The organism is Pseudonocardia sp. Ae505_Ps2 (assembly GCF_001932425.1).
GTDB lineage: Bacteria > Actinomycetota > Actinomycetes > Mycobacteriales > Pseudonocardiaceae > Pseudonocardia.
On sequence record NZ_MCIP01000001.1, the window covers coordinates 3,562,783 to 3,587,075 of the forward strand.

Annotated in this window: 21 protein-coding genes and 1 pseudogene; 5 read left to right on the forward strand and 17 right to left on the reverse strand. The window is 75.1% G+C overall.

Going from position 1 to position 24,293, the window contains the following annotated elements; genetic code table 11:
- Nucleotides 1-74: 74 nt before the first annotated feature.
- Genes Ae505Ps2_RS17110 through Ae505Ps2_RS17120 form a run of 3 tightly spaced genes read right to left on the reverse strand, consistent with a single transcriptional unit; the run spans nucleotide 75 to nucleotide 3,141 of the window.
- Nucleotides 75-725, reverse strand: a complete 651-nt coding sequence (locus Ae505Ps2_RS17110; RefSeq protein WP_075553769.1) for an LUD domain-containing protein — start codon at nucleotides 723-725, stop codon at nucleotides 75-77.
- The gene (locus Ae505Ps2_RS17115) at nucleotides 722-2,305 is read right to left on the reverse strand and encodes a lactate utilization protein B (protein ID WP_170917052.1); all 1,584 of its coding nucleotides are present in this window, start codon (nucleotides 2,303-2,305) and stop codon (nucleotides 722-724) included. The genes Ae505Ps2_RS17110 and Ae505Ps2_RS17115 overlap by 4 nt, the downstream gene beginning before the upstream one ends.
- Nucleotides 2,302-3,141 carry a (Fe-S)-binding protein gene (locus tag Ae505Ps2_RS17120; RefSeq protein ID WP_020627885.1) on the reverse strand — a complete coding sequence of 280 codons (840 nt, stop codon included), beginning with the start codon at nucleotides 3,139-3,141 and terminating at the stop codon, nucleotides 2,302-2,304. Before Ae505Ps2_RS17120 ends, Ae505Ps2_RS17115 begins: the two co-directional genes overlap by 4 nt.
- Nucleotides 3,142-3,227: 86 nt before the next feature.
- Here Ae505Ps2_RS17120 and Ae505Ps2_RS17125 point away from each other — a divergent pair, with 86 nt between their 5' ends.
- The gene (locus tag Ae505Ps2_RS17125; protein WP_075306895.1) at nucleotides 3,228-3,914 is read left to right on the forward strand and encodes an FCD domain-containing protein; all 687 of its coding nucleotides are present in this window, start codon (nucleotides 3,228-3,230) and stop codon (nucleotides 3,912-3,914) included.
- Between the two features lie 20 nt (nucleotides 3,915-3,934).
- Nucleotides 3,935-4,591, forward strand: a complete 657-nt coding sequence (locus Ae505Ps2_RS17130) for a maleylpyruvate isomerase family mycothiol-dependent enzyme (protein WP_212567643.1) — start codon at nucleotides 3,935-3,937, stop codon at nucleotides 4,589-4,591.
- Between the two features lie 51 nt (nucleotides 4,592-4,642).
- Here the strand turns inward: Ae505Ps2_RS17130 and Ae505Ps2_RS17135 are convergent, their stop codons facing one another.
- Genes Ae505Ps2_RS17135 through Ae505Ps2_RS17150 form a run of 4 tightly spaced genes read right to left on the reverse strand, consistent with a single transcriptional unit; the run spans nucleotide 4,643 to nucleotide 6,722 of the window.
- Nucleotides 4,643-5,152 carry a gamma carbonic anhydrase family protein gene (locus tag Ae505Ps2_RS17135; protein ID WP_075306893.1) on the reverse strand — a complete coding sequence of 170 codons (510 nt, stop codon included), beginning with the start codon at nucleotides 5,150-5,152 and terminating at the stop codon, nucleotides 4,643-4,645.
- Nucleotides 5,153-5,156: 4 nt separating this feature from the next.
- Entirely contained in the window at nucleotides 5,157-5,672 is a 516-nt protein-coding gene (locus Ae505Ps2_RS17140; protein WP_075306891.1) for an O-acetyl-ADP-ribose deacetylase, read from the reverse strand.
- Nucleotides 5,669-6,442, reverse strand: a complete 774-nt coding sequence (locus Ae505Ps2_RS17145; protein ID WP_083695830.1) for a 5-formyltetrahydrofolate cyclo-ligase — start codon at nucleotides 6,440-6,442, stop codon at nucleotides 5,669-5,671. The genes Ae505Ps2_RS17140 and Ae505Ps2_RS17145 overlap by 4 nt, the downstream gene beginning before the upstream one ends.
- Nucleotides 6,443-6,467: 25 nt before the next feature.
- A complete protein-coding gene (locus Ae505Ps2_RS17150; protein ID WP_075306889.1) occupies nucleotides 6,468-6,722 on the reverse strand; it encodes a Rho termination factor N-terminal domain-containing protein in 255 nt (84 codons plus the stop codon).
- Between the two features lie 86 nt (nucleotides 6,723-6,808).
- Between Ae505Ps2_RS17150 and Ae505Ps2_RS17155 the strand changes: the two genes are divergently transcribed.
- On the forward strand, nucleotides 6,809-7,735 hold the full coding sequence (locus tag Ae505Ps2_RS17155) for a GIY-YIG nuclease family protein (protein ID WP_075306887.1): 927 nt from the start codon (nucleotides 6,809-6,811) through the stop codon (nucleotides 7,733-7,735).
- Here Ae505Ps2_RS17155 and Ae505Ps2_RS17160 read toward each other — a convergent pair.
- Both Ae505Ps2_RS17160 and Ae505Ps2_RS17165 read right to left on the reverse strand, forming a co-directional pair.
- The gene (locus Ae505Ps2_RS17160) at nucleotides 7,725-8,237 is read right to left on the reverse strand and encodes an NUDIX domain-containing protein (protein WP_075306885.1); all 513 of its coding nucleotides are present in this window, start codon (nucleotides 8,235-8,237) and stop codon (nucleotides 7,725-7,727) included. The two genes, Ae505Ps2_RS17155 and Ae505Ps2_RS17160, sit on opposite strands and share 11 nt — an antisense overlap.
- The gene (locus Ae505Ps2_RS17165) at nucleotides 8,234-8,839 is read right to left on the reverse strand and encodes a GNAT family N-acetyltransferase (RefSeq protein ID WP_075553770.1); all 606 of its coding nucleotides are present in this window, start codon (nucleotides 8,837-8,839) and stop codon (nucleotides 8,234-8,236) included. The genes Ae505Ps2_RS17160 and Ae505Ps2_RS17165 overlap by 4 nt, the downstream gene beginning before the upstream one ends.
- A gap of 164 nt (nucleotides 8,840-9,003) precedes the next feature.
- On the opposite strand from Ae505Ps2_RS17165, the gene Ae505Ps2_RS17170 reads away from it, so the two are divergent.
- On the forward strand, nucleotides 9,004-9,942 hold the full coding sequence (locus tag Ae505Ps2_RS17170; RefSeq protein ID WP_249265289.1) for a VTT domain-containing protein: 939 nt from the start codon (nucleotides 9,004-9,006) through the stop codon (nucleotides 9,940-9,942).
- A 30-nt stretch (nucleotides 9,943-9,972) separates the two neighbouring features.
- On the opposite strand, the gene recD is transcribed toward Ae505Ps2_RS17170, so the two are convergent.
- The 8 genes and pseudogenes from recD to Ae505Ps2_RS17210 form a co-directional block, all read right to left on the reverse strand.
- Nucleotides 9,973-11,994 (reverse strand): exodeoxyribonuclease V subunit alpha, encoded by a 2,022-nt coding sequence (recD, locus tag Ae505Ps2_RS17175; protein ID WP_212567644.1) that lies wholly within the window; start codon nucleotides 11,992-11,994, stop codon nucleotides 9,973-9,975.
- Complete coding sequence (locus tag Ae505Ps2_RS17180) at nucleotides 11,991-15,470, reverse strand: UvrD-helicase domain-containing protein (RefSeq protein ID WP_198932190.1); 3,480 nt, start codon at nucleotides 15,468-15,470, stop codon at nucleotides 11,991-11,993. The genes recD and Ae505Ps2_RS17180 overlap by 4 nt, the downstream gene beginning before the upstream one ends.
- Nucleotides 15,467-18,844 (reverse strand): exodeoxyribonuclease V subunit gamma, encoded by a 3,378-nt coding sequence (gene recC, locus Ae505Ps2_RS17185; protein WP_075311928.1) that lies wholly within the window; start codon nucleotides 18,842-18,844, stop codon nucleotides 15,467-15,469. The genes Ae505Ps2_RS17180 and recC overlap by 4 nt, the downstream gene beginning before the upstream one ends.
- Nucleotides 18,845-18,890: 46 nt before the next feature.
- Nucleotides 18,891-20,312, reverse strand: coding sequence for an SDR family NAD(P)-dependent oxidoreductase (locus Ae505Ps2_RS17190; RefSeq protein ID WP_170917053.1), 1,422 nt, complete (start codon nucleotides 20,310-20,312; stop codon nucleotides 18,891-18,893).
- Between the two features lie 62 nt (nucleotides 20,313-20,374).
- The gene (locus tag Ae505Ps2_RS17195) at nucleotides 20,375-21,034 is read right to left on the reverse strand and encodes a biliverdin-producing heme oxygenase (RefSeq protein WP_075306881.1); all 660 of its coding nucleotides are present in this window, start codon (nucleotides 21,032-21,034) and stop codon (nucleotides 20,375-20,377) included.
- A gap of 100 nt (nucleotides 21,035-21,134) precedes the next feature.
- Nucleotides 21,135-21,734 (reverse strand): TetR/AcrR family transcriptional regulator, encoded by a 600-nt coding sequence (locus Ae505Ps2_RS17200; protein WP_075306879.1) that lies wholly within the window; start codon nucleotides 21,732-21,734, stop codon nucleotides 21,135-21,137.
- Between the two features lie 40 nt (nucleotides 21,735-21,774).
- Nucleotides 21,775-22,260: a peroxiredoxin gene (locus Ae505Ps2_RS17205; protein WP_060712110.1), complete on the reverse strand. Its 486-nt coding sequence runs from the start codon at nucleotides 22,258-22,260 to the stop codon at nucleotides 21,775-21,777.
- 204 nt (nucleotides 22,261-22,464) lie between these two features.
- Nucleotides 22,465-23,457: pseudogene (locus Ae505Ps2_RS17210) on the reverse strand (tyramine oxidase); the annotation flags it as partial.
- A 129-nt stretch (nucleotides 23,458-23,586) separates the two neighbouring features.
- Here Ae505Ps2_RS17210 and Ae505Ps2_RS32635 point away from each other — a divergent pair.
- On the forward strand, nucleotides 23,587-24,293 hold a 707-nt coding region (locus Ae505Ps2_RS32635; RefSeq protein WP_212567645.1), incomplete at its 3' end, for a transposase family protein.

Below are 24,293 nucleotides of genomic sequence, written 5' to 3' on the forward strand. Positions count from 1 at the left end.
TTCCGGTGTCACGATCACGTTTCCGGATCCCCACCCCGACGCCGGGCCACCTGGCCGGTGGACCCGACGAGGGGTCAGTCCCCGACGATCACCACGTGCAGTGTCCGCGGCCCGTGCACGCCCTCGACCCGGTCCAGCTCGATGTCGCTGGTCGCGCTCGGTCCACTGATCCAGGTGTGCGGCCGCACCGGGTCCAGCGCCGCCACCGCCTCCGGCACCCCGGCCACGATCTGGTCGGCGCGGATCACGCAGACGTGCAGGTCGGGGACCAGGGTCGCGGCGCGGCGGCCCTGGCCCGGTCCGTGGTCGAGGATGATCGTGCCGGTCTCGGCGACGCCGATGGCGGCCGTCGACAGCACCCCGTCACACCGGTCCAGCTCGGCCACCGCGACGCCCGGCCCGTCGGTGACGACCTCGACGTCGGCGGGAACCAGCCCGGCCGGGAAGCCCGGTGGCACCAGGATCCGCAGCGGACCGGAGCCCGCGAGCGGGGTCCGGCCCGCCAGCGCGCCGGCGACCCGCGCCGCCGCGGTGTCCGGGCCCGCCCGCTCGACGACGGCGCGGTAGTCCGCGACCCGCTCGTCGAACAGGTCCACGACCTGCGCGTGCGACAGTGACCGGTCGGGCACCGGGCGGACCACCTCGACGTCGAGCACCGGCTCGACGTCGGGGACGTCGGACAGGGCCCGCCGGGCCTTCGCCAGGATCGCCTTGCGCGCGCTCATGTCCCGCCCCCGTCCCGGCCGCCGTCGGTGTCGTCGCTCCGGCTCCGATCGCCGTCGGTGTCGATGGTCCGGCTCCGGCCGCCGTCGGTGTTGATGGTCCGGCTCCGACCGCCGTCCGTCCGCTTCCACCACTCCCGGAACGACTCCTCCGCCGGCACCGGGACGTCGCGCGAGTCCGCCCACGGGCTCGCCGGACCGGGGACCGCGCCCAGCACGGTCCGCCCGCCGGGGGTGGTGCGTCCCAGCCGCGCGACCAGCCGACCCCCGAGCCCGGCCGCTTTCTCCGCCGCACCGGTCCGCGTCGCCGAGGACAGCGTCCACGACGCCGCCCGCATCGCGACGTCCTGCACCGAGGGCACCCGGCTCGCCCGCTGGTGCGCGTCGACGACCTCGGCGCGCAGGTGCACCAGCACCTCGGGGATGTCGATGCGGACCGGGCAGACCTCGAAGCACGCCCCGCACAGGCTGGAGGCGTAGGGCAGCGAGTCGGTCTGCGGGTCGCTGCCCACCCCGCGCAGCTGCGGGGTGAGGATCGCGCCGATCGGGCCCGGGTAGACCGAGCCGTAGGCGTGCCCGCCGGTGCGCTCGTAGACCGGGCACACGTTCAGGCAGGCCGAGCAGCGGATGCAGCGCAGCGCCTGCCGCCCGGTCGGGTCGGCGAGCACGTCGGTGCGGCCGTTGTCCAGCAGCACCACGTGCACCTCCTGCGGCCCGTCGCCGGGAGTGACCCCGGTCCAGGTGGAGGTGTAGGGGTTCATCCGCTCGCCGGTCGAGGACCGGGGCAGCAGCGCCAGCATCACGTCCAGGTCCTGGAAGGTGGGCAGGACCTTCTCGATCCCGACCACCGACACCAGCACCTCGGGCAGGGTCAGGCACATCCGGCCGTTGCCCTCGGACTCGACGACGGTGAGCGTCCCGGTCTCGGCGACGGCGAAGTTCGCTCCCGACACCGCCACCTTCGCCCGCAGGAACTTCTCCCGCAGGTGCTCCCGGGCGGCGGCGGCGAGGCGCTTCGGCTCGTCGGTCAGGTCCGCGGGCGCGGCGCGTCCGGCGCGGCCCATCTCGCGCAGGAAGATCTCCCGGATCTCCGCGCGGTTGCGGTGGATCGCCGGGACCAGGATGTGGCTGGGCAGGTCGTCGCCGAGCTGCACGATCAGCTCGGCCAGGTCGGTCTCCCAGGCATGGATGCCCGCGGCCTCCAGCGCCGAGTTGAGGTCGATCTCCTGGGTGGCCATCGACTTGACCTTCACGACCTCGTCGGTGCCGTGGCGCCGCGCGATGTCGACGACGACGGCGTTGGCCTCGGCGGCGTCACGCGCCCAGTGTACAGTGGCCCCGGCCGCGGTGAGTGAGCGTTCCAGCTGCTCCAGGTAGTCGGGCAGGTGCCGCAGCACCCGGTTCTTGATCGCCTCACCGGCCAGCCTCAGCTGCTCCCAGTCGTCGACCTCGCCGACGACGCCGGCCCGCTTGGTGCGGATGACCCCCGTCGCGTGCGCGAGGTTGCGGCGCAGCTGCGAGTCCTCCAGCGCGTGCTTCGCCGCGGTCGGGAACGACGGGGTGCCGAGGAAGGTGCCGCTCACCGGGCCACCCCTCCGGCGCGCAGTTCCGCGGAACGCGCATCGACACGGCTGCCGACGGAGCGCTCGTCGCCCGCCCGGTCGTCCCCGGCGACCACTGGCTCGGTCTGCGCCAGCACCTCGGCCAGGTGCATGACCCGCATCCCCGACCGCTGCCGCGACAGCAGCCCCCCGACGTGCATCAGACAGGAGTTGTCCCCGGCGACGAGCACCTCGGCGCCGGTCGACCGGACGTGGCGGGCCTTGTCATTGCCCATCGCGATCGAGGTCTCGGAGTTCTTCACCGCGAACGTCCCGCCGAACCCGCAGCACTCGGCCGCGCCCGGCAGGTCGAGCAGGGTCAGCCCGCGGACCGCGCGCAGCAGCCGGGTCGGCCGGTCGCCGACCCCGAGCATCCTCAGCGAGTGGCAGGTCGGGTGGTAGGTGACGCGGTGCGGGAAGTAGGCCCCGACGTCGACGACGCCGAGCACGTCGACCAGGTACTCGCTCAGCTCGTAGACCGGCGGTGCCGCCTCCACACCACGGACCAGGCCAGGATCGCCGGAGCGGCGCGCGACGAGGCCGTGCTGGTGGCGCACCGAACCCGCGCAGGAGCCGGACGGTGCGAGGACGGCGTCGTAGCCGGCGAAGGCGTCGAGGTGGTTGCGGACGAGCGGGACGGCCTCGTCGAGGTAGCCGGTGTTGACCATCGGTTGGCCGCAGCAGGTCTGGGCTGCGGGGAAGTCGACGTCGACGCCGAGCCGGCGCAGCAGGGACACGACGGCCCGGCCGGTGTCCGGGAACAGGGCGTCGTTCAGACACGTGACCATGAGGCCGACGCGGGGCGGTGGGATCGGCATGGCGCCTCCGGTGACGTGGTGGGACGGAGGGTGTGGTCCGACCAAGGTAACGGTATGGTCGGACCACACACAAGCAGGAGGACGACGTGCCTGTTCCCGCCGCCTACGAGATGGTGCTCGCCCACGTCGAGGAGCGCCTGACGAGCGGCGAGTGGCGCCCGGGGGACCGGCTCCCGCCGGAGCGCGAGCTCGCCGCGACGCTGGGTGCCTCCCGCCAGGCGGTCCGCGAGGCGCTGCGGGTGCTGCAGGCCCAGGGCGTGATCCGCTCGCAGGTGGGCACCGGCGCCGACTCCGGGACGGTCGTCGTGCCGGCCCCGGCGCGGGCGCTCGGCCGGGTCCTGGCCCTGCACCTGGCGGTGGACTCGTTCCCGGTCGACGACGTCACCGAGGCCCGGGTCATGCTCGAACGGTTCTCCGCCGGGCTCGCCGCGCGCCGGCGTTCGGCGTCGGACCTGCTGGAATGGGCGGCCGCGCTGGACGTCATGGACGCCGATCTCGATCCGGTCGCGTTCAGTGACGCCGACATCGCCTTCCACGTCGCCATCGCCGCGGCCGCCGGGAACCGGCTGGTGGGGGAGCTGACCCGGGCGATCCGGGAGTCGGTGCGCGGGATGTTGCTCGAGGCGATGCAGTCCCAGGGGGACTGGCCCGCACTGCGCGAGCGGCTGCGGGCCGAGCACCGGGAGATCCACGCGGCCCTCGCCGACGGCGACCCGACGCTGGCGGCGGACCGGATCGAGGCGCACATCCGCGCCTTCCACGGCCGGGTCTGACCTGCCCTACGCTCGCGGCGGTGACCACCTCCGACCTGTCCGACGCCGCCGTCGTCGAGATCTCCGCACGCCATCGTCGTGCGTTCGCCGACCTGGTGTCCTCGCTCGACGCGACGCAGCTCGCGGCACCGAGCCTGTGCGCCGGGTGGGACGTGCGGACCGTCGCCGGGCACCTGGTGTCCGCGTTGACCACGACGATCCCGTCGTTCCTGGCCCAGGTGCTGTGGGCACGGGGGAACCTGGACCGGGCGGTCGACCGGGCCGCGCGGCGGGAGGCCACCCGCCCGGTCGAGGAGCTGGTCGCGGTCCTGCGCGAGCGGGCCGACAGCTCCGTCGCCCCGCCGGGCATCGGGACGCGGGGCCCGATGACCGACGCGATCGTGCACACCGGCGACGTCGTGGTCCCGCTCGGGCTGCCGTTCGACCCCGACCCCGCCGACGTGTGCGTCGCGCTCAACTTCGTGGTCGGGAGGGTCCCGCCCGGGTTCACCACGAAGCACCGGGTGGCCGGCCTGCGGTTCGTCGCCGACGACGCCAGGTTCGACGCGGGGCAGGGCGCGCAGGTGCGGGGACGAGCGATCGACGTGCTGCTGGCCGTGTGCGGGCGCCCTGCCGTGCTGGACCGGCTGACCGGGGACGGCGTCGCGACCCTCGCCGGACGCCTGACCCGCCGCTGACCTCGGCTGACTGCCCGTTCCTGGTCCCGGCGGCCGGGTCCGGTCGGTGGGTCAGGTGTTCGCGTCGCGGTGCAGCCCCAGCAGGTGGACGTAGGCGGCGGCCGACAGCGGGATCGAGTCCCGTTCGGCCTCGCCGAGCTCACGACGCACCTTCCCCGGGACCCCGGCGACCAGCGACCCGGGCGGCACGACCGTGCCCTGGGTGAGCACCGCCCCCGCGGCGATCAGCGACCCGGCGCCGACGTGCACCCCGTTCATGAGCACCGCGCCCATGCCGATCAGCACGTCGTCGGCCACCGTGCAGCCGTGCACGACCGCGCGGTGGCCGATGGTGACGCCGTCGCCGATGGTCGTGGGGAAGCCGGGGTCGGCGTGCAGGACCGAGCCGTCCTGGACGTTCGTGCGGGCGCCGAGGGTGATCGGGGCGAGGTCGGCCCGGACCACGCAGGTGTACCAGATCCCGGTCTCCGCGCCGACGCTCACCTCGCCGGCCAGCACGGCGCCGGGCGCCACCCAGGCCTGCTCGTGGACCTGCGGGGTGTGGCCGTTCACGGTGATCATGGGGTCAGCCTAGGGCGGTCTCGAAGGCGGCGAGGACGTCGTCGCTGAACAGGACGAACCGGACCTCGGCCACCGCGGTGCCCGCGTCGGCGACCTCCCGGACAGTGGCGACGGCGATCCGGGCGGCGTCGTCGAGCGGCCACCCGTAGACCCCGGCCGAGACGGCGGGGAACGCGACCGTCCGGGCGCCGAGCTCGTCGGCGACCCGCAGCGACTCGCGGTAGGCGCTCGCCAGCAGCGCCGACCGGTCCTCGCGCTTCGCGTACACCGGGCCGACGGTGTGGATCACCCAGCGGGCGGGCAGGTTCCCGGCGGTCGTCGCGACGGCCTGGCCGGTGGGGAGCCCGTCGGGGAGCTCCGTGGCGCGCAGCCGCTCGCACTCGGCCAGGATCGCGGGCCCGCCGCGACGGTGGATGGCGCCGTCGACCCCGCCCCCACCGCGGAGGCCGGAGTTGGCGGCGTTGACGACGGCGTCGACGCGGGCCTCGGTGATGTCCCCGCGCTCGCAGACGATCCTCATGCGCGTGCCTCCTCGCGCAGCCGTCCCAGCAGCGGAATGGCCGCGATCTTGTCCTCGGTCAGGGAGCTCCACACGATGCCGCCCTCGGGGCGCCGGCGCCGGTGCTGCCGGCAGTCGACGACGCGGTCCGGGGTGACGACGAGGTCGACCGGCGCGTCGTGGTCGGCCCACGGGACCACCCCGGCGTCGCGGAGCTGGAGCTCGTGCACGGTGGTGACGACGAGGGTGTCGTCGGAGATCAGCCCGGCCGCGCGGGCCAGCGCGAACTCGAGGTCGGCGAACCCGCCGCCCTTGCCCAGCCGCGCTCCGTCCGCGCCGACCGCCACACAGCCGGTGACCACGATGTCCACCGGCTCCAGCTCGTCGACGGCGACGCGGCGGGCCGACCGGGTGGCATTCTTGATCGACACGGCCCGGCGCGGCGGGTCGGCCAGGTGGTCGGGGTCGAGGAGGAAGAAGGGGTCGTCCTCGGCCAGCCTGGGGACGGCCATGTAGACGGTCTTGCCGTCCTCCAGCGCGTACTGCCGCACCGGGAGCTGTGCGGAGTCCGGGTTGGACTTCACGGTGCGCGCGGCACGCCAGACGTCCAGCTCGCGCAGCCGCCGGGCCGCGGCCTCCGCACCGACGAAGTTCGAGATCCGGTTCCGCGCACCCGGGAACCGGGAAACCTTCTGCTCGGTCAGCGCGGTCCAGACCTCCTCGCGCAGCTCCGCCTTGCGGGCGAGGGTCTCGGGGTCGCCCCCGGCGTCGTGGTCGTGGCGGCGGCTCATGCCCGCGACACTGCCAGGCCGCCGGTCAGTGCTTCCGCAGGGCCTCGATCAGCTCGTCCTTGGTCATGTCCGAGCGGCCCTCGATGCCGACCTTCTGCGCCTGGGCGTAGAGCTCGTCGCGGGTCTGGTTCTCGTAGTCGCCGTGCTCGCCGCCGCGCCGCCCGACGGTGTCGCGCCCCTGCGCCGCCGCGGCGTTCGCGATCCGTGCGGACTTCTCCTTGGAGTTGCCCTCCTCGCGGAGGCGCTCGTACATCTCCTCGTCCTTGATGCTGTTCGCCATGCACCAGGGGTACCCGACGCCGCCGTCGTCAACCCGTCCGCGGGACGCACCGGCGTGGCTGCCGGGACTTCTGCTAGGAGTGACGCATGAGCCAGGGCAAGTCCGTCCGCATGTTCCTCGCCGACGGCACCCCGGGAGGTCTCCTGACGGCGGAGATCATGAACTGGACGGGGCACGTCCTGGCAGCTCCGAGATCGGAACTCGCGGCGCTGCTGGTGCGTCCGGAGATCGGCCGCACCGGCGTCTACCTGCTGCTCGGCGACGACCCGGACTCACCGGGAGGCACCCTGGTCTACATCGGGGAGACCGACGACGTCGGTGAGCGTCTCAAACGGCACGCCCAGCCGCAGGAGAAGAACGGGAAGGACTTCTGGTCGCGGGCGGTGCTGCTCACGAGCAAGGACATGAACCTCACGAAGGCTCATGTGCGCTACCTGGAGAGCCGACTGATCGAGATCGCCCTCGATGCCAAGCGAGCCAAGCTCGTGAACGGGACGCAGCCTGCCTCGACGGCGATGCTGCCCGAGGCCGACGCCTCCGACATGGAGCAGTTCATCGAGCAGGTGCGCATCGTGCTCCCGGTGCTCGGGATCAACGTCTTCCGATCCCTTCGTCCGGTGCCGGCCCGGTCGACCGATCGTTCCGACGTCAGGACCGATCTCCCGAACGCGCCGCTGTTCCAGCTGCGTACCAAGAAGGACGGCGTGGTGGCGTCTGCGCGCGAGGTGGACGGCGAGTTCACAGTGCTGGCGGGTTCCCGGGCCCGCGCGCAGTGGGGTCCGACCCGCCACGGCTACCAGCAGCTGCACGGTCAGCTCGTCGACGACGGAACGCTGCCGCTGGCAGCCGGCGGCGAATGGCGAGAGTTCGCGCACGACACCGTCTTCGCGAGCCCCAGTGCGGCTGCAGCGGTGGTCCTCGGGCGTCCTGCCAACGGTCGCCAGGACTGGCGTGCCTCCGACTCAGGGATCACCTACGGCGACTGGCAGACCATCGGGGTCGTCACGGAGTAGACCGTGGTCGATCGGTGACGACCCCGAGCAGCTCCGCCAACCTGTCCAGCAGCGGCACCTGCCCCTTCACGATCTTCTCCCTGGCGGTCGCGAGGTCGAACCACGCGGCGCGGTCCAGCTCCGGGAAGCGCAGGGTGCGCCCGGAGCGGGGCGGCCACTCCATCTCGACCCAGCTGCCGTCGTCGGGACGGTCGGCGACGGCGGCGGCGCCGGTGAAGCCGGACCCGTCCAGCGCGAAGGCCGTGACGGTCTTGCGGGACTGGCGGACCGTGCCGAGCGGGACCGGGTCGCCGTCGGGTGGCGGGGCACCGATCTCCTCTGTGAACTCGCGGCGGGCCGCGTCGAGCGGGCTCTCGTCGGGACCGTGCTCGCCCTTGGGCAGTGACCAGGCGTGGTCGTCCTTGCGGGCCCAGAACGGTCCGCCCATGTGGCCGAGCAGTACCTGCGGGCCGTCCGGGCCGGTCCGGTGCAGCAGGAGGCCGGCGCTGGTCACAGGAGTCATCCGGGCATCATCCCGGACGGCCGGGCGGGCCGGTCGAGCCGGAGCACGTGGGACAGCGGGGGGTCGGCCGGGTTGTCGGGGGGCAGCTCCCCGGTCGCGATCCGGCGGAACCCGGCCTTCTCCAGCGCTCGCCACGACGTCCGGTTGCCCGCGGCGACCGGGACGACCACCGCCGTCGCGTCCGGGTAGCGCTCCCAGCCCTCGGTCACGGCCGCGGCGATGATCCGCGGGCCCAGCCCGCGTCCGGTCAGCTCCACCGGGCAGATGAGGTAGTCGATCTCGAGCGCGCCCGGCGGGAGGTCGATCAACCCACGGACCTGTGCGACGTCGTCGGGGTGGTCGGCCCAGCAGGCGCGTTGGACCAGCCCGACCGGGACACCGCCGAGCTCGGCGACGAGGTCCTCGCCCGGTTCCTCCCCGCGCAGCCCCGCCCCGAAGTCGCGTTCGAGGGCCTCGTCGGTGGTCTCGTGGAACCACCACCGGTGCACGTGCGGCGCGGCCAGCCAGCGTTGCAGCAGGGGCAGGTCGGCGCGCACCAGCGGACGCAGGGTGACGGGTGCGTCGAGGAGAGGCCCGTCGGTCGGTGTGGCGGACGGCGGCACAGGGCGGGAGCGTAGCCGCGCCGCGGGAGGTCGCCGAGCGGTTTCCTCCTCCGCCCGGACGAGGACGGGGCGGTGGGCATGTCGTCCTCCCTGCGGATTCGGACAGGACCCCGTCCGGCCTAGGGTCCTGTGCCGAGGGAACGCCATCGGACGAGGGGACGACGATGACGAACGACCACACCGGGCGGGCCGCGCACGGGGGCGGGCCGGTCACCGACGGCGGCACCGACGGCACGGACCGCACGGACGGCACCGGCGGCACCGCCGGCACTGCCGGCACGGACGGCGTGGCGACCGCGGTGCCGGGCGCGCACGCCGGGGAGCGGCTCGCGCCCCCCGCGGACGGAGCGGCCCCCAGCGGGGACGGCGAGGCCCCCGCACGGACACGGTGGTGGCGACGCGACTACAGCCCGGAGGAGATCGAGGCGGGCAAGCAGGCCTGGCGCGACGCGATGCCGTGGGACCACCCGATGTCGCGCGGCGACAAGGTGCTCGTCTTCTCCACCCTCGGCCTGCTCGTATTCATGCTGGCGACGATGCCGCTGCGGCCGTTCCTGCTGGCGTCGCACCCGGTGTGGCTCGCCGCGGTCACCGGCAGCCTCTCCGCGGTCGGCGTGGGCGCGGCGTTCGCCCGGATCGGTGAGGCGGACCTGTGGGCCGTGATCGCCGCCGGCGTGTTCGGGATGATCAAGTTCGACTGGTTGTTCTGGCTGGCCGGGCGCCGGTGGGGCGAGAAGATCGTCGCGTTGTGGGCGCCCGGTGACCTCGCGAAGCGGTTCGTCGGCCGGATCCGCAGCTGGCCGCGCTGGGCGATGCCGATCGCCGTCGTCGCGTCCGCGCTGCCCGGCATCCCCGCCGCGGCGGTGTTCGCCGTCGCCGGCCTGGGGAAGATGCGGCTCTGGACCTTTCTGCTGTTCGACGCGATCGGTGCCGCACTGATCACCGGACTCGTCGCCGGGCTCGGGTTCGGGCTCGGGCAGCACGCCGTCGACGTGGTGCTCGCCATCGACAAGTACGCACTGTGGATCAGCCTGGCACTGGTGGTGCTCGTCTCGGTGCAGGCGGGCCGCAAGCAGAAGCAGCAGGCCCCGCCGGCCGCGTGAGCCGTGCCCGCGCCGGCGTGACCCGGGACCTCAGGTCCCGAGCCGCTGCTGCAGGCCGCTCGCACGCCCGGCCGGGCGGCCGATCGCGGCGCGCACCGCCTCCTCGGTGCCGATGATCCGCACGGCCTCCTTCGCCCGGGTGACGGCGGTGTAGAGCAGCTCACGGGTCATCAGCGGCGAGTCCGCGGGCGGCAGCACGACGGTGATCCGCCGGAACTGGCTGCCCTGGCTGCGGTGCACCGTCATCGCGTGGACGGTGCTGACACCACCGAGCCGGGCCGGCTCGAACGCGACCGAGGAGTTGTCCCGGGCGAACACCGCGCGGCGCCCGGACCCGGTCCGGACCACGACCCCGGTGTCGCCGTTGAACAGCCCGAGGTCGTAGTCGTTCGTGGTGACCAGCAACGGACGCCCCGGGTACCAGGGGGCCTCGGTGGCGAATCCGGGACGCTCGGTCTCGATCCACCGCTCGATCTCCGCGGTCCAGCGGGCCACCCCGTGCGGGCCGCGGCGGTGCGCGCAGAGGACGCGGTGGTCGTCGAGCACCCGCAGCACCCGTGCGGAGTCCCCGGCATCGGCCGCCCCGATCACGTCCACCGCGGCCCGGACCACGTCCTGGCGGAAGGTGTCCAGCCGGGACGGCTCGATCTCGGCCGCGTCGCCGTCGACGAAGGACAGGTCGGCGGCGCCGCGACGCAGCAGGGCGACGGCGGTGTCGGCGTCGTCGTCCTGCACGGCGGCCGCGAAGTCCGCGATCGTGCCACCGAAGCGCCAGTTGCGCTCCAGCCGCACCACCCCGTTGCGCACCGCGACGGGTGGTCCGGGCTCGGCGGGCGCCGGGGTGCCCGCGGTACCGGATGCCGGGACGGGCCGGTCCACGCGGAACGCGCCGCAGGCGGCCAGTGCGTCCTGCAGCGCGGGCTCGGCCCGGCCGCCCGCGGCGGCGAGGTCGCCGAGCACCGCGCCGGCCTCCACCGACGCGAGCTGGTCCGGGTCCCCGACCAGCACCAGCCGGGCGTCGGGGCGGACGGCCTCCAGCAGCCGCGCCATCATCGTCAGCGACACCATCGACGTCTCGTCGACGACCACGACGTCGTGCGGCAGCCGGTTGCCGCGGTGGTGGCGGAACCGGCCCGAGGTGCCCCGCGAGCCCAGCAGCCGGTGCAGCGTCGACGCGGTCGCCCCCGCGACGGCGGCCCGGTCGGTCTCCGGCAGCCGCCCGTGGGCCTCGGCGACGGACTGGGTCAGCCGGGCCGCGGCCTTCCCGGTCGGCGCGGCGAGCGCCACCCGCAGAGCCGGCGCCCCCGGCGGGGCGGTCGCGCGGTGCAGGTCGTGCAGGACGGCGAGCAGCGCCGCGACCGTCGTCGTCTTGCCCGTGCCGGGGCCACCGGCGATCACGGCGACCGGTCGCAGCGCGGCGACCGCGGCGGCGAGGCGCTGCCGTTCGGCGCCGGGGTCGCCGAGCAGGCGGTCCAGCGCCGCGCACAGCCGGTCGGGGTCGACGGCCGCCACCGGTCCGGCGCGCGCGGTGAACTCGCGCCGGACCAGCTCCTCCTCCTGCCAGTAGCGCTCCAGGTAGAGCAGGTCCCCGAGCAGGCGCAGCGGCCGTCCGGCCGGACCGTCCTCGCCGACGGCGACCAGCGGGCTCGCCGCGCACGCTGCGCGCCACACCGCGGGCTCCGGCCAGGGCAGCCCGGAGACGTCGACGGCGACCTCGCCCTCGCCGGCGGTCGTGTCCGCGGCGCTCGCCAGGTCCACGCACACCGAGCCGTTGCGGATCGCGCGGACGGCGAGCGCGGCGGCCAGCACCACGGGTTCGGGTTCGGCGGTGGCCGGATCGGCGGCGGCGGTCGGGTCGCCGCGCCCGCCGAGGGCGGCGAGCCGCCGGGCGACGTGGATGTCTCCCGGTGCGAGGATCTCGGCCTCGTTGAACGCGGCGAGCACCCCCGTCGCGGTGCGGGCGGCCCGCGGGCCGAACGGGTCCCGTTCGGGGGCCGGTGGCACCGTCGGTGCTGCCGTCGCTGCCGGGGTGGAGTGTGCGGTCGTCGTCACGGGGTGCCTCCGTCCAGCAGGTCCGACAGCTCCTCGACCAGGGCGGCGGGTGGCCGCCAGGCGAAGACCCCGCAGGGCGCGGCCAGCGGCCCGGACCCGGTGACCGGGGTGTCCGGCCCGCACATGCCACGCAGGAACAGGTAGCCGACCCCGCCGAGGTGGGTGTCCGGGTCGTAGCCGGGCAGCCGCCACCGCAGGTAGCGGTGCAGTGCGACGGCGTACAGCAGCGCCTGCAGCGGGTAGTGCGCGTCGGCCATCGCCGTGGCCAGCCGGTCGGCGGTGTAGTGCGCCGCGGTCAGCGGGTCGCGGCCGGACGGGCCGGTCGGGCCCAGCCAGTTCGTCTTGTAGTCCACGACGAGGTACCGCTGCCCGGCCCCGTCGCGGATCCGCAGCACCGAGTCGATGCTGCCGGTCAGGTAGCCGCGCAGCGGCTGCCCGGCGAGGTCGGGGGAGTCGAGCAGGTCGGCGTAGCCGTGCAGTGGGTCGTCGGGCCCGAGATGCCTGCGTACCGCGGCGGCCAGCCCGGACAGGGTGAGCCGCCCGGTCGGGGTGTCACCGCCGCACAACGGCAGCTCGAAGTCCAGCTCGGACAGCCGGTCGCCCGGGGCGATGTCGGCCAGCGCGAGCCCGGACGCGATCGGCCCGAGCGGGGTCCGCAGCACCGGGACGAGCGCGTCGGCGAGCTCGTCGGGATCGAGGTCGGCCGGCTGGTGGCGCAGCTCCTCGGTGACGTGCGCGACGACCTCGGCGCGCAGCGCGGTGTCGCCCCCGGCCGCGGTGGTGGTGTCGAGGTGCTCCAGCACGGCGTGCACCAGGGTGCCGAACCCGGTGCCCGAGGGCAGGTCGGCCATGGGGGAGGGGAACGTGGCCGGATCGGCGGCGCCCGTTGCGATGCCCCCGCCGGCACCGGGGAGCGGAGCCGCGTCGGGCTCGTCGACGATGCCCTCGTCCTCGGGCTCGGTCAGCACCCCGGGTGCGGTCGCGACCGGCTCCGGCTCGGCGTCGACGGCCGGGTGCGGGTGGTGCGCGGCGTGCGCCGCCGCGGTCAGCGCGGTGTAGGAGGTGCGCCGCCACGCGGTGTCCAGGGTGCGGGCGAACGTCGCGACGGCCGGCTCGGCGTCCGGCGGGACCGGTGTGCGCTCGACGGGGTCGCGGTCGCTCACGGTCTCCACCGACGCGCCGGCCGGGGCGAGCCGTTCCCGCAGGAACGCCAGCGCGTTCGCGTCCCCGGGGACCTTCGCGGTCGGCTCCGGATCCGTGCCGGGCCCGGCGTGCCCGAACAGCACCCGGTGCAGCGACGACGCCGCCGTCGTGGCCCCGGGGACCCACCAGGCGACGACCTGGCTGCAGGCGCGGGTGAGTGCCACGTACAGCAGGCGGAGGTCCTCGCCGGCCTCCTCGGCCTGGTGCAGCGCGGTGCGCCGGGTGCGGTCCGGGCCGGTGGACCCGCCGACGTCGAGCAGCCGCCGCGGACCGTCGGAGCCGGGCGGGGTGTCGTGGTAGAGCAGCGTCTCGGGCCGGTCGTCGACCCAGCGGTCCCACGCGAAGGGCAGGTACACCACCGGGAACTCGAGCCCCTTCGACCGGTGCACCGTCACGATCTGGACGGCGTCGGCGTCGGACTCCAACCGCCGGCTCCGCTCGGCCGAGGTGTCGCGGGCGGCCTCGCCGATCCGGTGCCGCAGCCACTCGGTGAGGGCCGTCGGGCCCAGGTGTCGTTCCAGCGCCGCGGAGTGCAGCACCTGGCCGACGTGGCGCACGTCGGTGAGGTCGCGCTCGCCGTCGGGGCTGCGCAGCAGGCGTTCGGCGGGGGCGTAGCGGGCGAACACCGCCTCCTGCAGCGCCGCGACCCCGCGCTCGGCGAGGACCTGGTGCCAGGCCCGCAGGTCCGCGCCGAGCTGGTCGACCAGTCCCTCGGCGTCGGGCCCGCACAGGTCGGCGACGGTGTGCCCGACGAACCGGGTCAGCGCGGCGGCGCGCAGCCGCATCGAGCGTTGCGGCTGCTCGACGGCCTCCAGCAGCGTCAGCCACTCCGCGGCGACCGGCGTGGTGAACACGCTGCTGGTGCCGGTGAGCACGGCGGGCACCCCGGCCTCGGCGCAGGCGTCCCGCACCAGCAGGCCCTGGGCGTTGGTCCGTACCAGCACCGCGACCTGGCCGGGGCGCAGCTGGTCCCCCGCGAAGCGGGCGGTGCCGTCGAGCAGCTGCGACAGGTCGACGGCGACGTCGCGGGCCACGACCGCGCGGGCGCCCTTGGCCCGGGCCAGGCCGCGCCCGGTCAGGTCGAGCCGGTCCCGGTCGACCAGCCGCAGCCGCAGCGGGGCGTCGTGCCGGGCGGTCAGCCGCCGCCCGGTGTGGTGGGCCCGGACCGGGTGGACGACGATCCCGGGGTCGCCGAGGGTGGCCTCGCCGAACACCCCGTCCAGCGCGGTGAGCAGCGCGGCGTCGCTGCGGCGGTTCGTCGACAGGGTGCGCTTCGTCGCCGCCGCGTCGGCGGCCCGCAGGTAGCTGTGCACGTCGGCGCCGCGGAAGGCGTAGATCGCCTGCTTCGGGTCGCCGATCAGCACCAGGGTGGTCCCCGGGGCGGAGTGGAAGGCCAGGGAGAGGATCTCCCACTGCAGCGGGTCGGTGTCCTGGAACTCGTCGACGAGCACCACCGAGAACCGCGACCGGAGCCGTTCCCGGGCGGCGGGGCCGCGGACCGGGTCGCGCAGCGCCGTCGCGAGGCGGGTGAGCATGTCGTCGTAGCTGTAGATGCGGGCGCGCCGCTTGCGGGCGTCGACCTCGCGGCGCACCGCGGAGGCGAAGCCGTAGCGGGTGGCGGCCGGGGTGGTCGGGTCGGCGTCGCGGGGCTCCAGCTCGGCCTGCGGGTCGCCGACGGCGCGGCGGGCCAGCGCGAGCGCCGCGGCCCGGTCGAACGCCGGGCGGCCCGCGTTCGGTGCGGCGTACTTGCGCACGTAGAAGTCGTCGACGACCTCGGTGACGACGTCGTCGACGTGGTCGACGAACTCCGCGTCCGGGTCGTTGTCCCCGGCCACGCCCAGCCCCGCCAGCATCTGCATGCAGAACTGGTGGGTGGTGGCGATCGTGGCCGCGTCGAACGACGCCGAGGCCACGGCCAGCCGGGCCCGGCGCCGCTCCAGCTCGGCCGGGTCGGTGGCGGCCAGGTGCGCGACGACCGGGTCGGCGTCGGGAGTCGGCGGGGTGGCGCCGGCGAGCACCGCGGCCAGCGCACGCTCGGTGCCCACCAGCCGCTCCCGGACCCGCTCGCGCAGCTCCTGGGTGGCGTCGCGGCCGAAGGTGACCAGCATCAGCCGGTCCAGGTCGGCGACGCCCTCGGCGACGTAGCGGGTCGCGAGCGCGGCGATCGTGTAGGTCTTGCCCGTCCCCGCGCTCGCCTCCAGCACGACGGTGCCGGTCGGCAGCGGGCCGTCGACGTCGAAGGTCGGTGCCGACAGCAGGCTCGTGGTGCTCACGGCGCGTCCTGCCTCTCGTGGTCGAGCAGCGGTACCCACAACCGGACGGCGAGCTCCCCGAACCGGGTGGGCTCACCGCCGGAGCCGGGCTCGGGACGGACGACCAGTGGGCCGCCCGCACCGCCCCGGACGAAGACGTGCGGGGCCTCGGCGTGCTCGAAGCGCGACCACTCGCTCTCCGCCGCGGCGAACGCGTTGGCGGGCACCACGCCGCGGGCGCGGTTGCGGGCGTAGACGGCGGCGGCGTCGGTCGGCAGCGGCAGCGGCGCCCGCAGCCCCTCGCGGCGCAGCGCGACCAGGTCGGCCAGGGTGCGACGGGCCAGGCCGGGGTCGACCGGGCCGAGCACCGAGCGGGCGGCGCCGCCGGGTCCGCGGCCGACGGTCACCGCCGTCCAGGACCGGCCGGGGTGTGCGGCGGTGAGCGCGAGCAGCTGCACCCAGGCCCGCAGCCGGTGCTTGGCCTTGAGCCGCGAGTACTCGACACGCACCACGACGTCGCCGTGCAGGCCCGGCACCGTCCCGGCGACGGCGCGGCCGTCCTCGGGGGTGCCGGTGAGCTGCGCGACGAGGTCCTGCGAGCCCGCCTCGCCGGTCGCGACCGACGCGGCGACGGCGACCAGCGGCTCGACCTGCCCGCCGACCTCGGTGAGGACCCGGTGGCCGATCCCTCCGGGTGGGAGGTCCCCGCGCAGCGTCTCGGCCCGCGCCACGGCCTGCGGTGCGGCCCCGGCGAGCCGGTCGGTCAGCAGCCGGTCACCGATCTTCCAGGTGGCCAGCCCGTCGAGCTCGACCGGCAGCGCGTCGTCGGGCTCGACGTTCTCCTCCGGCGGCAGCACGCGCACCCGCTGGCGCAGGAACGCCCGCACCGGGTGCTCGACGAACGCGACCAGCTCGTCGAGCTCGACCACCCCGTCCGGCGGGTCCTCCGGCGGGGGCAGCGGGTCCGCGCCGAACAGCGGGTTCACGGTGCGCGGCCCGGCCGCGGCCTCGGCGCCGCGCAGCGCGGCCCGGTCGAAGCTGAACGGCCCGTCGGCCAGCAGCGCGCCGGGGGTGAAGTTGCGCCGGTCGAAGGGCTGCAGCGGGTGCCGGGCCCGCAGCGCCCGTGAGGCGGGGGTGCCGGAGGTGGTCCGCACGCAGGCGTCGATCGCGTCGCACAGCTCCCCGACCGGTACCGACGGCGGTCGGTCGGCCCCGGTGCGCTCGTCGGCGCCGGAGGACACCACGACCAGGTGCCGGGTGGCCGAGCAGATCGCGTCGAGCAGCAGCTGGCGGTCCTCCCCGCGCGGGTCGCGCTCGCCGACGACGGGGTCCCGGGCCAGCACGTCGTCCCCGTCGGGGGCGCCGGCGCGGGGGAACACCCCGTCGTCGCAGCCCAGCAGGCACACCACCTTGTGCGGGACGGCCCGCATCGGGACCAGCGTCGCGACGGTCAGCGTGCCGGTCCGGAAGTTCGCCCGGCTGGGCCGACCGCGCAGCCGCTCGGCGAGCAGACCGCGCACGTCGGGCAGGTCGAGGTCGACGGTGGCGGCCTGCGGCCCCGCGGACGCGACGACGTCGGCCAGCTCCGCGCGCGCCTGCCCGGCCTGCCAGGCGTCGGTCGGGGTGGTGTCGGTCAGCGCCGACAGCCCCTCGACCAGCGCGTCCACCCACGCCGACAGCGGCTGCGGCCCGCGCAGCGCACCGAGCACGGTCGCGAGCCGGTCGACGAACTCGGCGAGCCGCCCGACCAGGTCCACGTCGGAGGAGTCGACCTCGTCCAGCGGCAGCGCGGTGCCCAGCCAGGCCGGGGCGCCCGGTGTCTCGGCCATCGCGACGCCGACGAGCATCCGGTCCAGACCGGCCCGCCAGGTGTTCTGCCCGATCCCCTCGAGCCGGTAGGGCCGGCGGTGCGCGGCGTCGAGCCCCCACCGCACCCCGGCCGCGGTGACCAGCTCGGACAGCCGCTCCAGCGCGTCGTCGTCGAAGCGGAAGCGGCGCCGCACCGGGGCGGAGGCGACCAGGTCGAGCACCTGGGAGGCACTGACCCGGGACCCGGCGAGCTCCAGCAGCGACGACACGGTGCCCAGCAGCGGGTTCGCCTGGCGCAGCGCCCGGTCGGCCAGGCGCACCCGCAGCCGGTGCCCGGGGTGCAGCTCCTCGCGGGACGGGCCCGCGCCGTCCGGGGTGTCCGCGTCCGGGGCGAGACCGAAGGAGGCGGTGATCAGCGGCGCGAACACCTCGATGTCCGGGCACATGACGATGATGTCGCGCGGCTCCAGGTCCGGGTCCGCGGCGAGCAGCCCGAGCAGCACCTCGCGCAGCACCTCCACCTGCCGGTCCGGGCCGTGGCAGGAGTGCAGCGCGACGCTGCGGTCGGCCGGGTCGAGCAGCGGACGGTCCGCGGGGGCGGGCGGCACGGCGTCGTCGCGCAGCGCGGCCTGCAGGCGGCGCAGCAGCGTCGGCGGGCCGGCGTCGGCGGGGGCCGGGTGGTGGGTGTCGGCCACCGTGGGCCCGGCCGGGGGCAGCCGCAGCGCCAGCTCCCGGGTGTCGCGGCCGAGCGAGTGCAGCAGCGGGTGACGGACCGCCTCGGCGCTGGTGTCGGTGGCACGCGACGGCACCCCCGGCGAACGCCCGGCGCGCACCGCCTCCCACATCACCGGCGACGGGTGCGGCAGCCACAGGTGGACCTCCCGGTGCGCCGCGAGGGACTCCAGGACGGCCAGGTGCTCGGCGGCCAGCCGGGTCGGGCCGAACAACGACAGCCGCGGCCCCACCTCCGGTCCCGGGTCGGCGCCCCCGCGCAGCAGGGCCACCGCCTCGTCGAGCCGCTCGGCGGGACCGGGGACCCCGAGCGCCGTGCGCAGGCGCCGCCACAGCTCGGGCTGCCACCGCAGGTCGGCGGGCACCGCGTCCTCCCCGGCGCGCCAGCGGCGCAGCAGCTCGGGGCGGTGGGTGGCGTAGGAGCCGAACAGCCCGGCCAGTGTGCGGGCGAGCGCGTAGCGGCGGCCGTGCCCACCACGCTCCAGGTGTGCGGCCAGGGCGGTGAACCGGTCGTCCCCGGACGTGGCGACGGCGTCGTCGATCAGCTCCAGCAGCGTCCACACCGACCGGCCGGGCGACCACGGGTCGGTCGCCGGGTCCGTGCCGGTGACGTGCGCGACGACCCCGCCGAGCAGCGCGGCCGGGGCCGGGAACCGGACGTTCGCGCAGACCCCGCCGCTGCCCGGCCCCGCACCGAGCCGGTGTGCCAGCCGCTGGGCCAGCCAGCGCTCCACCCCGCGCTCGGGGACCGCGACGGTCTCGGCCGCGAACGGGTCACCCGAGCCGACCGCCAGCACGTCGGCGAGCGCCTCCACGAGGGTGTCGGCGCGTTCGGCCCGATGGATCTCCAGCACGGACCGCACGGTAGCGGCGACCCCCGACAGGGACGGCCGGACCCCTCTACCAGGACGACACGCGGTAGTTCTTCAGGAACACTCCGTGCAGGTCCTCGCCGGACTCCCCGGCGACGATCGGGTGGTAGACCCGGGCGGCGCCGTCGGCGAGGTCGAGCGGGGCGTGGAACCCCTCCTCGGCCAGGCGCAGCTTCATCGGGTGCGGCCGCTCGTCGGTGATCCAGCCGGTGTCCACCGCGGTCATCAGGATCCGGTCGGTCGCGAACATCTCCCCGGCACTGGTGCGGGTCAGCATGTTCAGCGCGGCCTTGGCCATGTTGGTGTGCGGGTGCCCGGGGCCCTTGTAGCCGCGGCCGAACACGCCCTCCATCGCCGAGACGTTCACGACGTACTTGTTGCGTGCGCTCGACGCCGCCATCGCCGGGCGCAGTCGCGAGACCAGCACGAACGGCGCCGTCTGGTTGCACAGCTGCACCTCGAGCAGCTCGAGCGGGTCCACGTGCTGGACGTGGTCGACCCAGCTGTTGACCGCCGCGGTGTCGGGGAGCAGCCCGCCCGCGTCGACCGCGGTGCCGTCGGCGATCCGCTCCGGCGACGCCGAACGGGCCGTCGTCGCCAGCGCGGCCAGGTCGCGCCCGCCCGGGACCGCCCCGGCGAGCAGGACCGGGTGCTCGCGCGAGGCGCTGGTGAACGACACGATCTCCGGCAGCTCGCCCGCGGGCAGCTCCTCCTGCTCGGCCGCCTCCAGCGCGGAGTACGAGCCGGGGGAGCGGCGCACCGTCTGTGCGGCGTTGTTCACCAGGATGTCGAGCGGGCCGGCGGCAGCGACCTCGTCGGCGACCGCGACGACCTGGGCCGGGTCGCGCAGGTCCACCCCGATCACCCGCAGCCGGTGCAGCCACTGCCCGGAGTCGGGCAGCGCGGCGAAGCGGCGGGCGGCGTCACGCGGGAAGCGGGTGGTGATCGTGAGGTGCGCGCCGTCGCGCAGCAGCCGCAGCGCGATGTACATCCCGATCTTGGCGCGGCCGCCGGTGAGCAGTGCGCGGCGCCCGGTCAGGTCGGTGCGGGCCTCGCGGTGGGCGCGGTGCGCGGCGGCGCAGTCCTGGCACAGCTGGTGGTAGAAGGCGTCGACGACGGTGTAGCGCGTCTTGCACACGTAGCAGCCGCGGGCGCGGTGCAGCGTCCCCGCGGTCGCGCCGGGGGTGGTCGACACCAGCGGGATCCCGGCGGTCTCGTCGTCGATGCGCCCGGCCGCGCCGGTCGCGGTGGCGGCGGTGACGGCCTCGTCGGAGGACTTCTCGGCCTGGCGCTTCTCCGCGCGACGCCGCAGCCGCACCGACTTCCAGATCCCGGCGGTCGCCCGCCGGACGACCACGGCGTCGGGGTGTTCGGGTGGCAGCTCGTCGACCTGGGCCAGTACCTTCAGCGCGGTCGCGAGCTCGTCCGGGTCGATGCCGGGGCTGGACACCGGGACACTCCTGGGATCGTGGTCGGGGGACGGGCGTCGATCCTAGTTCCCCCGATTCCGGCTCAGGACGCCAGCGGCTGCCCGAGCCCGACCTCCTGCGCCATCTCGGTGAGCACGGCGATGTTCAGCTCGAAGGCGTGCACCGCCTCGGCGAGCAGCCGCTCGCGCTGCGCCGGGGTCCAGGGGGCCTCGTCGAGCAGGGCGCGGTAGCGGGCCCGGAACGTCGAGGGATTGCCGAGGGCCGTGAAGTCGTAGAACAGCCGCCCCGGCCCGTCGATGCCGTAGGTGCGCTGCAGGATCTTCCCGACGACCTGGCCGCCGGCCAGGTCGCCCAGGTAGCGGGTGTAGTGGTGCGCCACGAACAGCGCCGGGTCCGCCGCGGTCTCGCGCAGCCGCGCCACGTAGGCCGCCGTCGAGGGCAGGACTCGCGGGACCCCGCCGCCCAGTGCGTCGAGATCGGCGTGCAGCGCGGGCACCCGGCGGAGCTCATCGATGACGAACGGGGCCGCGACCGGGTCGGCGGCCAGGACGTCCCCGGTCGCCTCCAGCGCGGTGTAGATCGCGATGTACTGCTCGGCGAGCAGCGTGTACGCGTCCAGGGGGAGGGCGCCGTCGAACAGTGCCCCGAAGTAGCTGCACTGGTGCGCCCGCTCGTGCACCGCCCAGGTGGCCTGGCTGAGATCGGCGGACAGCGTGCCCGCGATGGGGGTCGTGGCGGCCATCGGCCCTCCCGTGACGTGACGTCTGGTGCGACGGCACGGCGCCGGATCTGACACCGTGTCAGATCACGATGCTAGGGCGCGAACGCGAGTAAGGCTAGCCTCAGTCGCGCGCAACCGTCGAGACCGCTCGCAGCACGGCCGCGACGGCGGTCTCCACCGTGGCGTCGAGATCGGCCGGGTCGACGTCGACGATCCGCCTGCTCGACAGCGCCCCGGCGACGACGACGGCGAGCACCCGGGGGTCGTCGTCGACCATGCAGCCCGCGGCCGCGCCCTCGCGCAGCACCGCCACCAGGCGGTCCCCGATGGGGTCGGCGTGCGCGGCGATCCGGCGGTAGGCGGCCGGGTCGAGCGCGCCGGCCAGTGCCTGGCCGGGCGGGAGGTGGAACTCGGCGAGGCGGCGCAGCTGGAGCCGGGCGAAGGTGGCGAGGCGTTCACGCGGGCCCGGCGCATCGGCCAGCGCGGCGTCGAGGTCGGCGACGTAGCGCTGCGCCTCGTGCTCGACGAAGGCGACGAGCAGGGCCTGGCGGTCGGGGAAGTGGTTGTAGAGCGCCGAACGCCCCACACCGGCGGCCGAGGCGACCCCGGACAGGGTCACCGTGTCGAAGCCGCGCTCGTAGAGCTGCACACGCAGCGCGTCGAACACGCGCTCACGGACCTGCTCGCGGTGCGTGGCGAGCGAGCCCAGGACCTTCGGCACGCGGGCCAGTGTAGGCCCGCGTGCCGGTCGGCCCGGAACCTCAGAGCTGCGCGAGCACCGACTCGACGCCGGAGACGTCCACCGAGGACGGGACGTCCTCGACACCGATCCAGCGCACGACGCCGTCGGTGACGATCGCGGCGTAGCGCTTCGAGCGGGTGCCGAGCCCGAACGACGAGCCGTCCATGTCCAGGCCGGCGGTCTTCGCGAAGTCGCCGTTGCCGTCGGCGAGCATGAGCACCGCGTCGCCGGCGCCGCGGGACTCGGCCCAGGCCTCCAGGACGAACGCGTCGTTGACCGAGGTGCAGGCCACGGTGTCGACGCCCTTGGCCTTGAGCTCGTCGCGGCGCAGGACGAAGCCGGGCAGGTGGGTGTCGGAGCAGGCCGGGGTGAACGCGCCGGGCACACCGAACAGCACGACGGTGCCGGTGCCGAGCACCGAGGCACTCTGCACGGGCTTCGGCCCCTCGGCGGACGGGGTCATCAGGGTGACGTCGGGGATCTGGTCACCGGCGGCGAGAGCCACGGGGTTCCTCCTGGTGCGACGGGGTGGAGTGGTCGGGACCGACCCTAGTCCGCCACCGCCGCGCCCCGCCCGGCCCGGCGCCGTCGTCACACCCCGCCCGTCGTCGGGCACCCGCGCGCGCCGCACGGGTGCCGGGGCCGCCGCACGGGCCCGAACCCGTGCGGCGGCGGGACGACCTGGGCGGCGCCGGCCGGGAGGGGGCGGTCAGTGGCAGCTCGTCGGCGCCGGCGGGACGTCGAGGGTGGGGTTGCGGTCGAAGAACCCGGCCGGCTTGAGCACGAAGCCGGTGTGGTCGACCGGCATGACCGGCCAGTCCTCCGGGCGCGGGAAGTGGGTCAGCCCGAAGGTGTGCCACAGCACGACGTCCTGGCCGTCGAGGTCGCGGTCCGCTGCCACCCAGGACGGCAGCCCGTCCCCACCCGGGTTCTGGTTGACGAAGTCACCGGCCGGGTAGCGCTGCGCCGGGTGGTAGCGGGTCACCCACAGCGCCTTCGAGGCGAACGTCGCCCGCGCGTGGATCGACGACGCCGGGTCCGCCAGCAGCGTGGGCTGCCCGTGCGGGTGCAGGACGTAGCCGACCGGGCGTCCCAGCGTGTTGGTCTTCTCGGTGTTGACGACGTGCCAGACCCGCCCCGACCCCGGGTCGGCGTCCCGCTGGGCGTGGGACTCGCGGGTCAGCCGGGTCGCCGACCGGGCGAACGCGTTGCCGTGGGGGTTGCCCTCGCCCATCGGCACACGGACCGCCTCGACCTCCTCGACGGCGTTCGCCGTGCCGTCGACGGTCATGTCCAGCCGCGCCGAGAACAGGTGCTGGTGGAACGGCGCACCCAGGCCCGGGGCGACCTCGGTGGCGTACTCGCCCGGCGTGCCCGAGGTGAACACGATGCCGGTCGCCTTGCACTCCAGCTCGATGGTGCCGTCGAGGTAGAGGTACCAGTAGAAGCCGTAGTCGTAGTTGCCGATCGGGGTGAAGAAGGAGATCACCAGGCGGCGCTGGCGGCGCACCTCGCGGGCGCCGGTGAAGATGTCGGTGTGCTTCCAGAGGACGCCGTGGTCCTCCTCGTGCAGGCAGATGGCGTTGGTGATCGTGCGCGGGTTGCCGAGGTCGTCGGCGACCACCGCGTCGAGGTAGTGGATGTCGCCGAGGCAGTCGCAGCCCAGCTGCAGGGAGTCGGCGTAGCGGGCGAACATGTACTGAGGTGTTCTCAGTAGCGGGGTGGCAGGTCGTGGCGACACGCCGAGGGTGGTGAGATGAGCGGGAACGGGGCAGGACCCCGGTAGATCGGTTCGGTCCAGCACAGATCGACACCGTCACCGAGGTCCTGCATGTCTGATCCTGTCACCTACACCGCTGTCCTCCCGATCGGGGAGCGCACCGTGGCCTATCTGGCGCGGCTCCTGGTCCTTCAACGCCGTCGACGTGGCACCCGGCGGCGGGCGTTGACCCCGTTCGCCCAGGCAGTGCTGGTGATCCGCTGGTTCTGTGATGCTACCCGGGTCCGATGTTCGGCCGGTGACAACGCGATCAGCACTGCAACGGCCTACCGTTACCTGCACGAAGGCATCGACGTCCTCGCCGCGGCCGCACCCGGCCTGCACGGAGCCCTGCTCGCCGCCCGCACAGCCGGGCACACCCACGTGAATCTCGACGGCACCCTGATCGCCACCGACCGGTGCCGCGCGCTCGGCCTCACCCCCGGGGTCGACCTGTGGTGGTCGGGCAAGCACCGCCGCCACGGCGGGAACATCCAGGTCCTCACCGCACCTGATGGATGGCCGCTATGGACCAGCGACGTGCGGCCGGGCCGCGAGCACGACACCCGCTGCGCCCGTACCCACCCCGGGCTGCTCGAGGGCCTGGCCGCGTTCACCGACGACACCCACGCCGCGCTGGGCGACCTCGGCTACGAAGGCGAAGCCGACCGGCTCACCGTGCCCATCAAACTCGCCCCCGGCCGCGGGCAGACGGTCAACCAGCGCACCGTCAACACCCTGCACTCAGCCCTTCGTGCTCTGGCCGAACGCGGAAACGC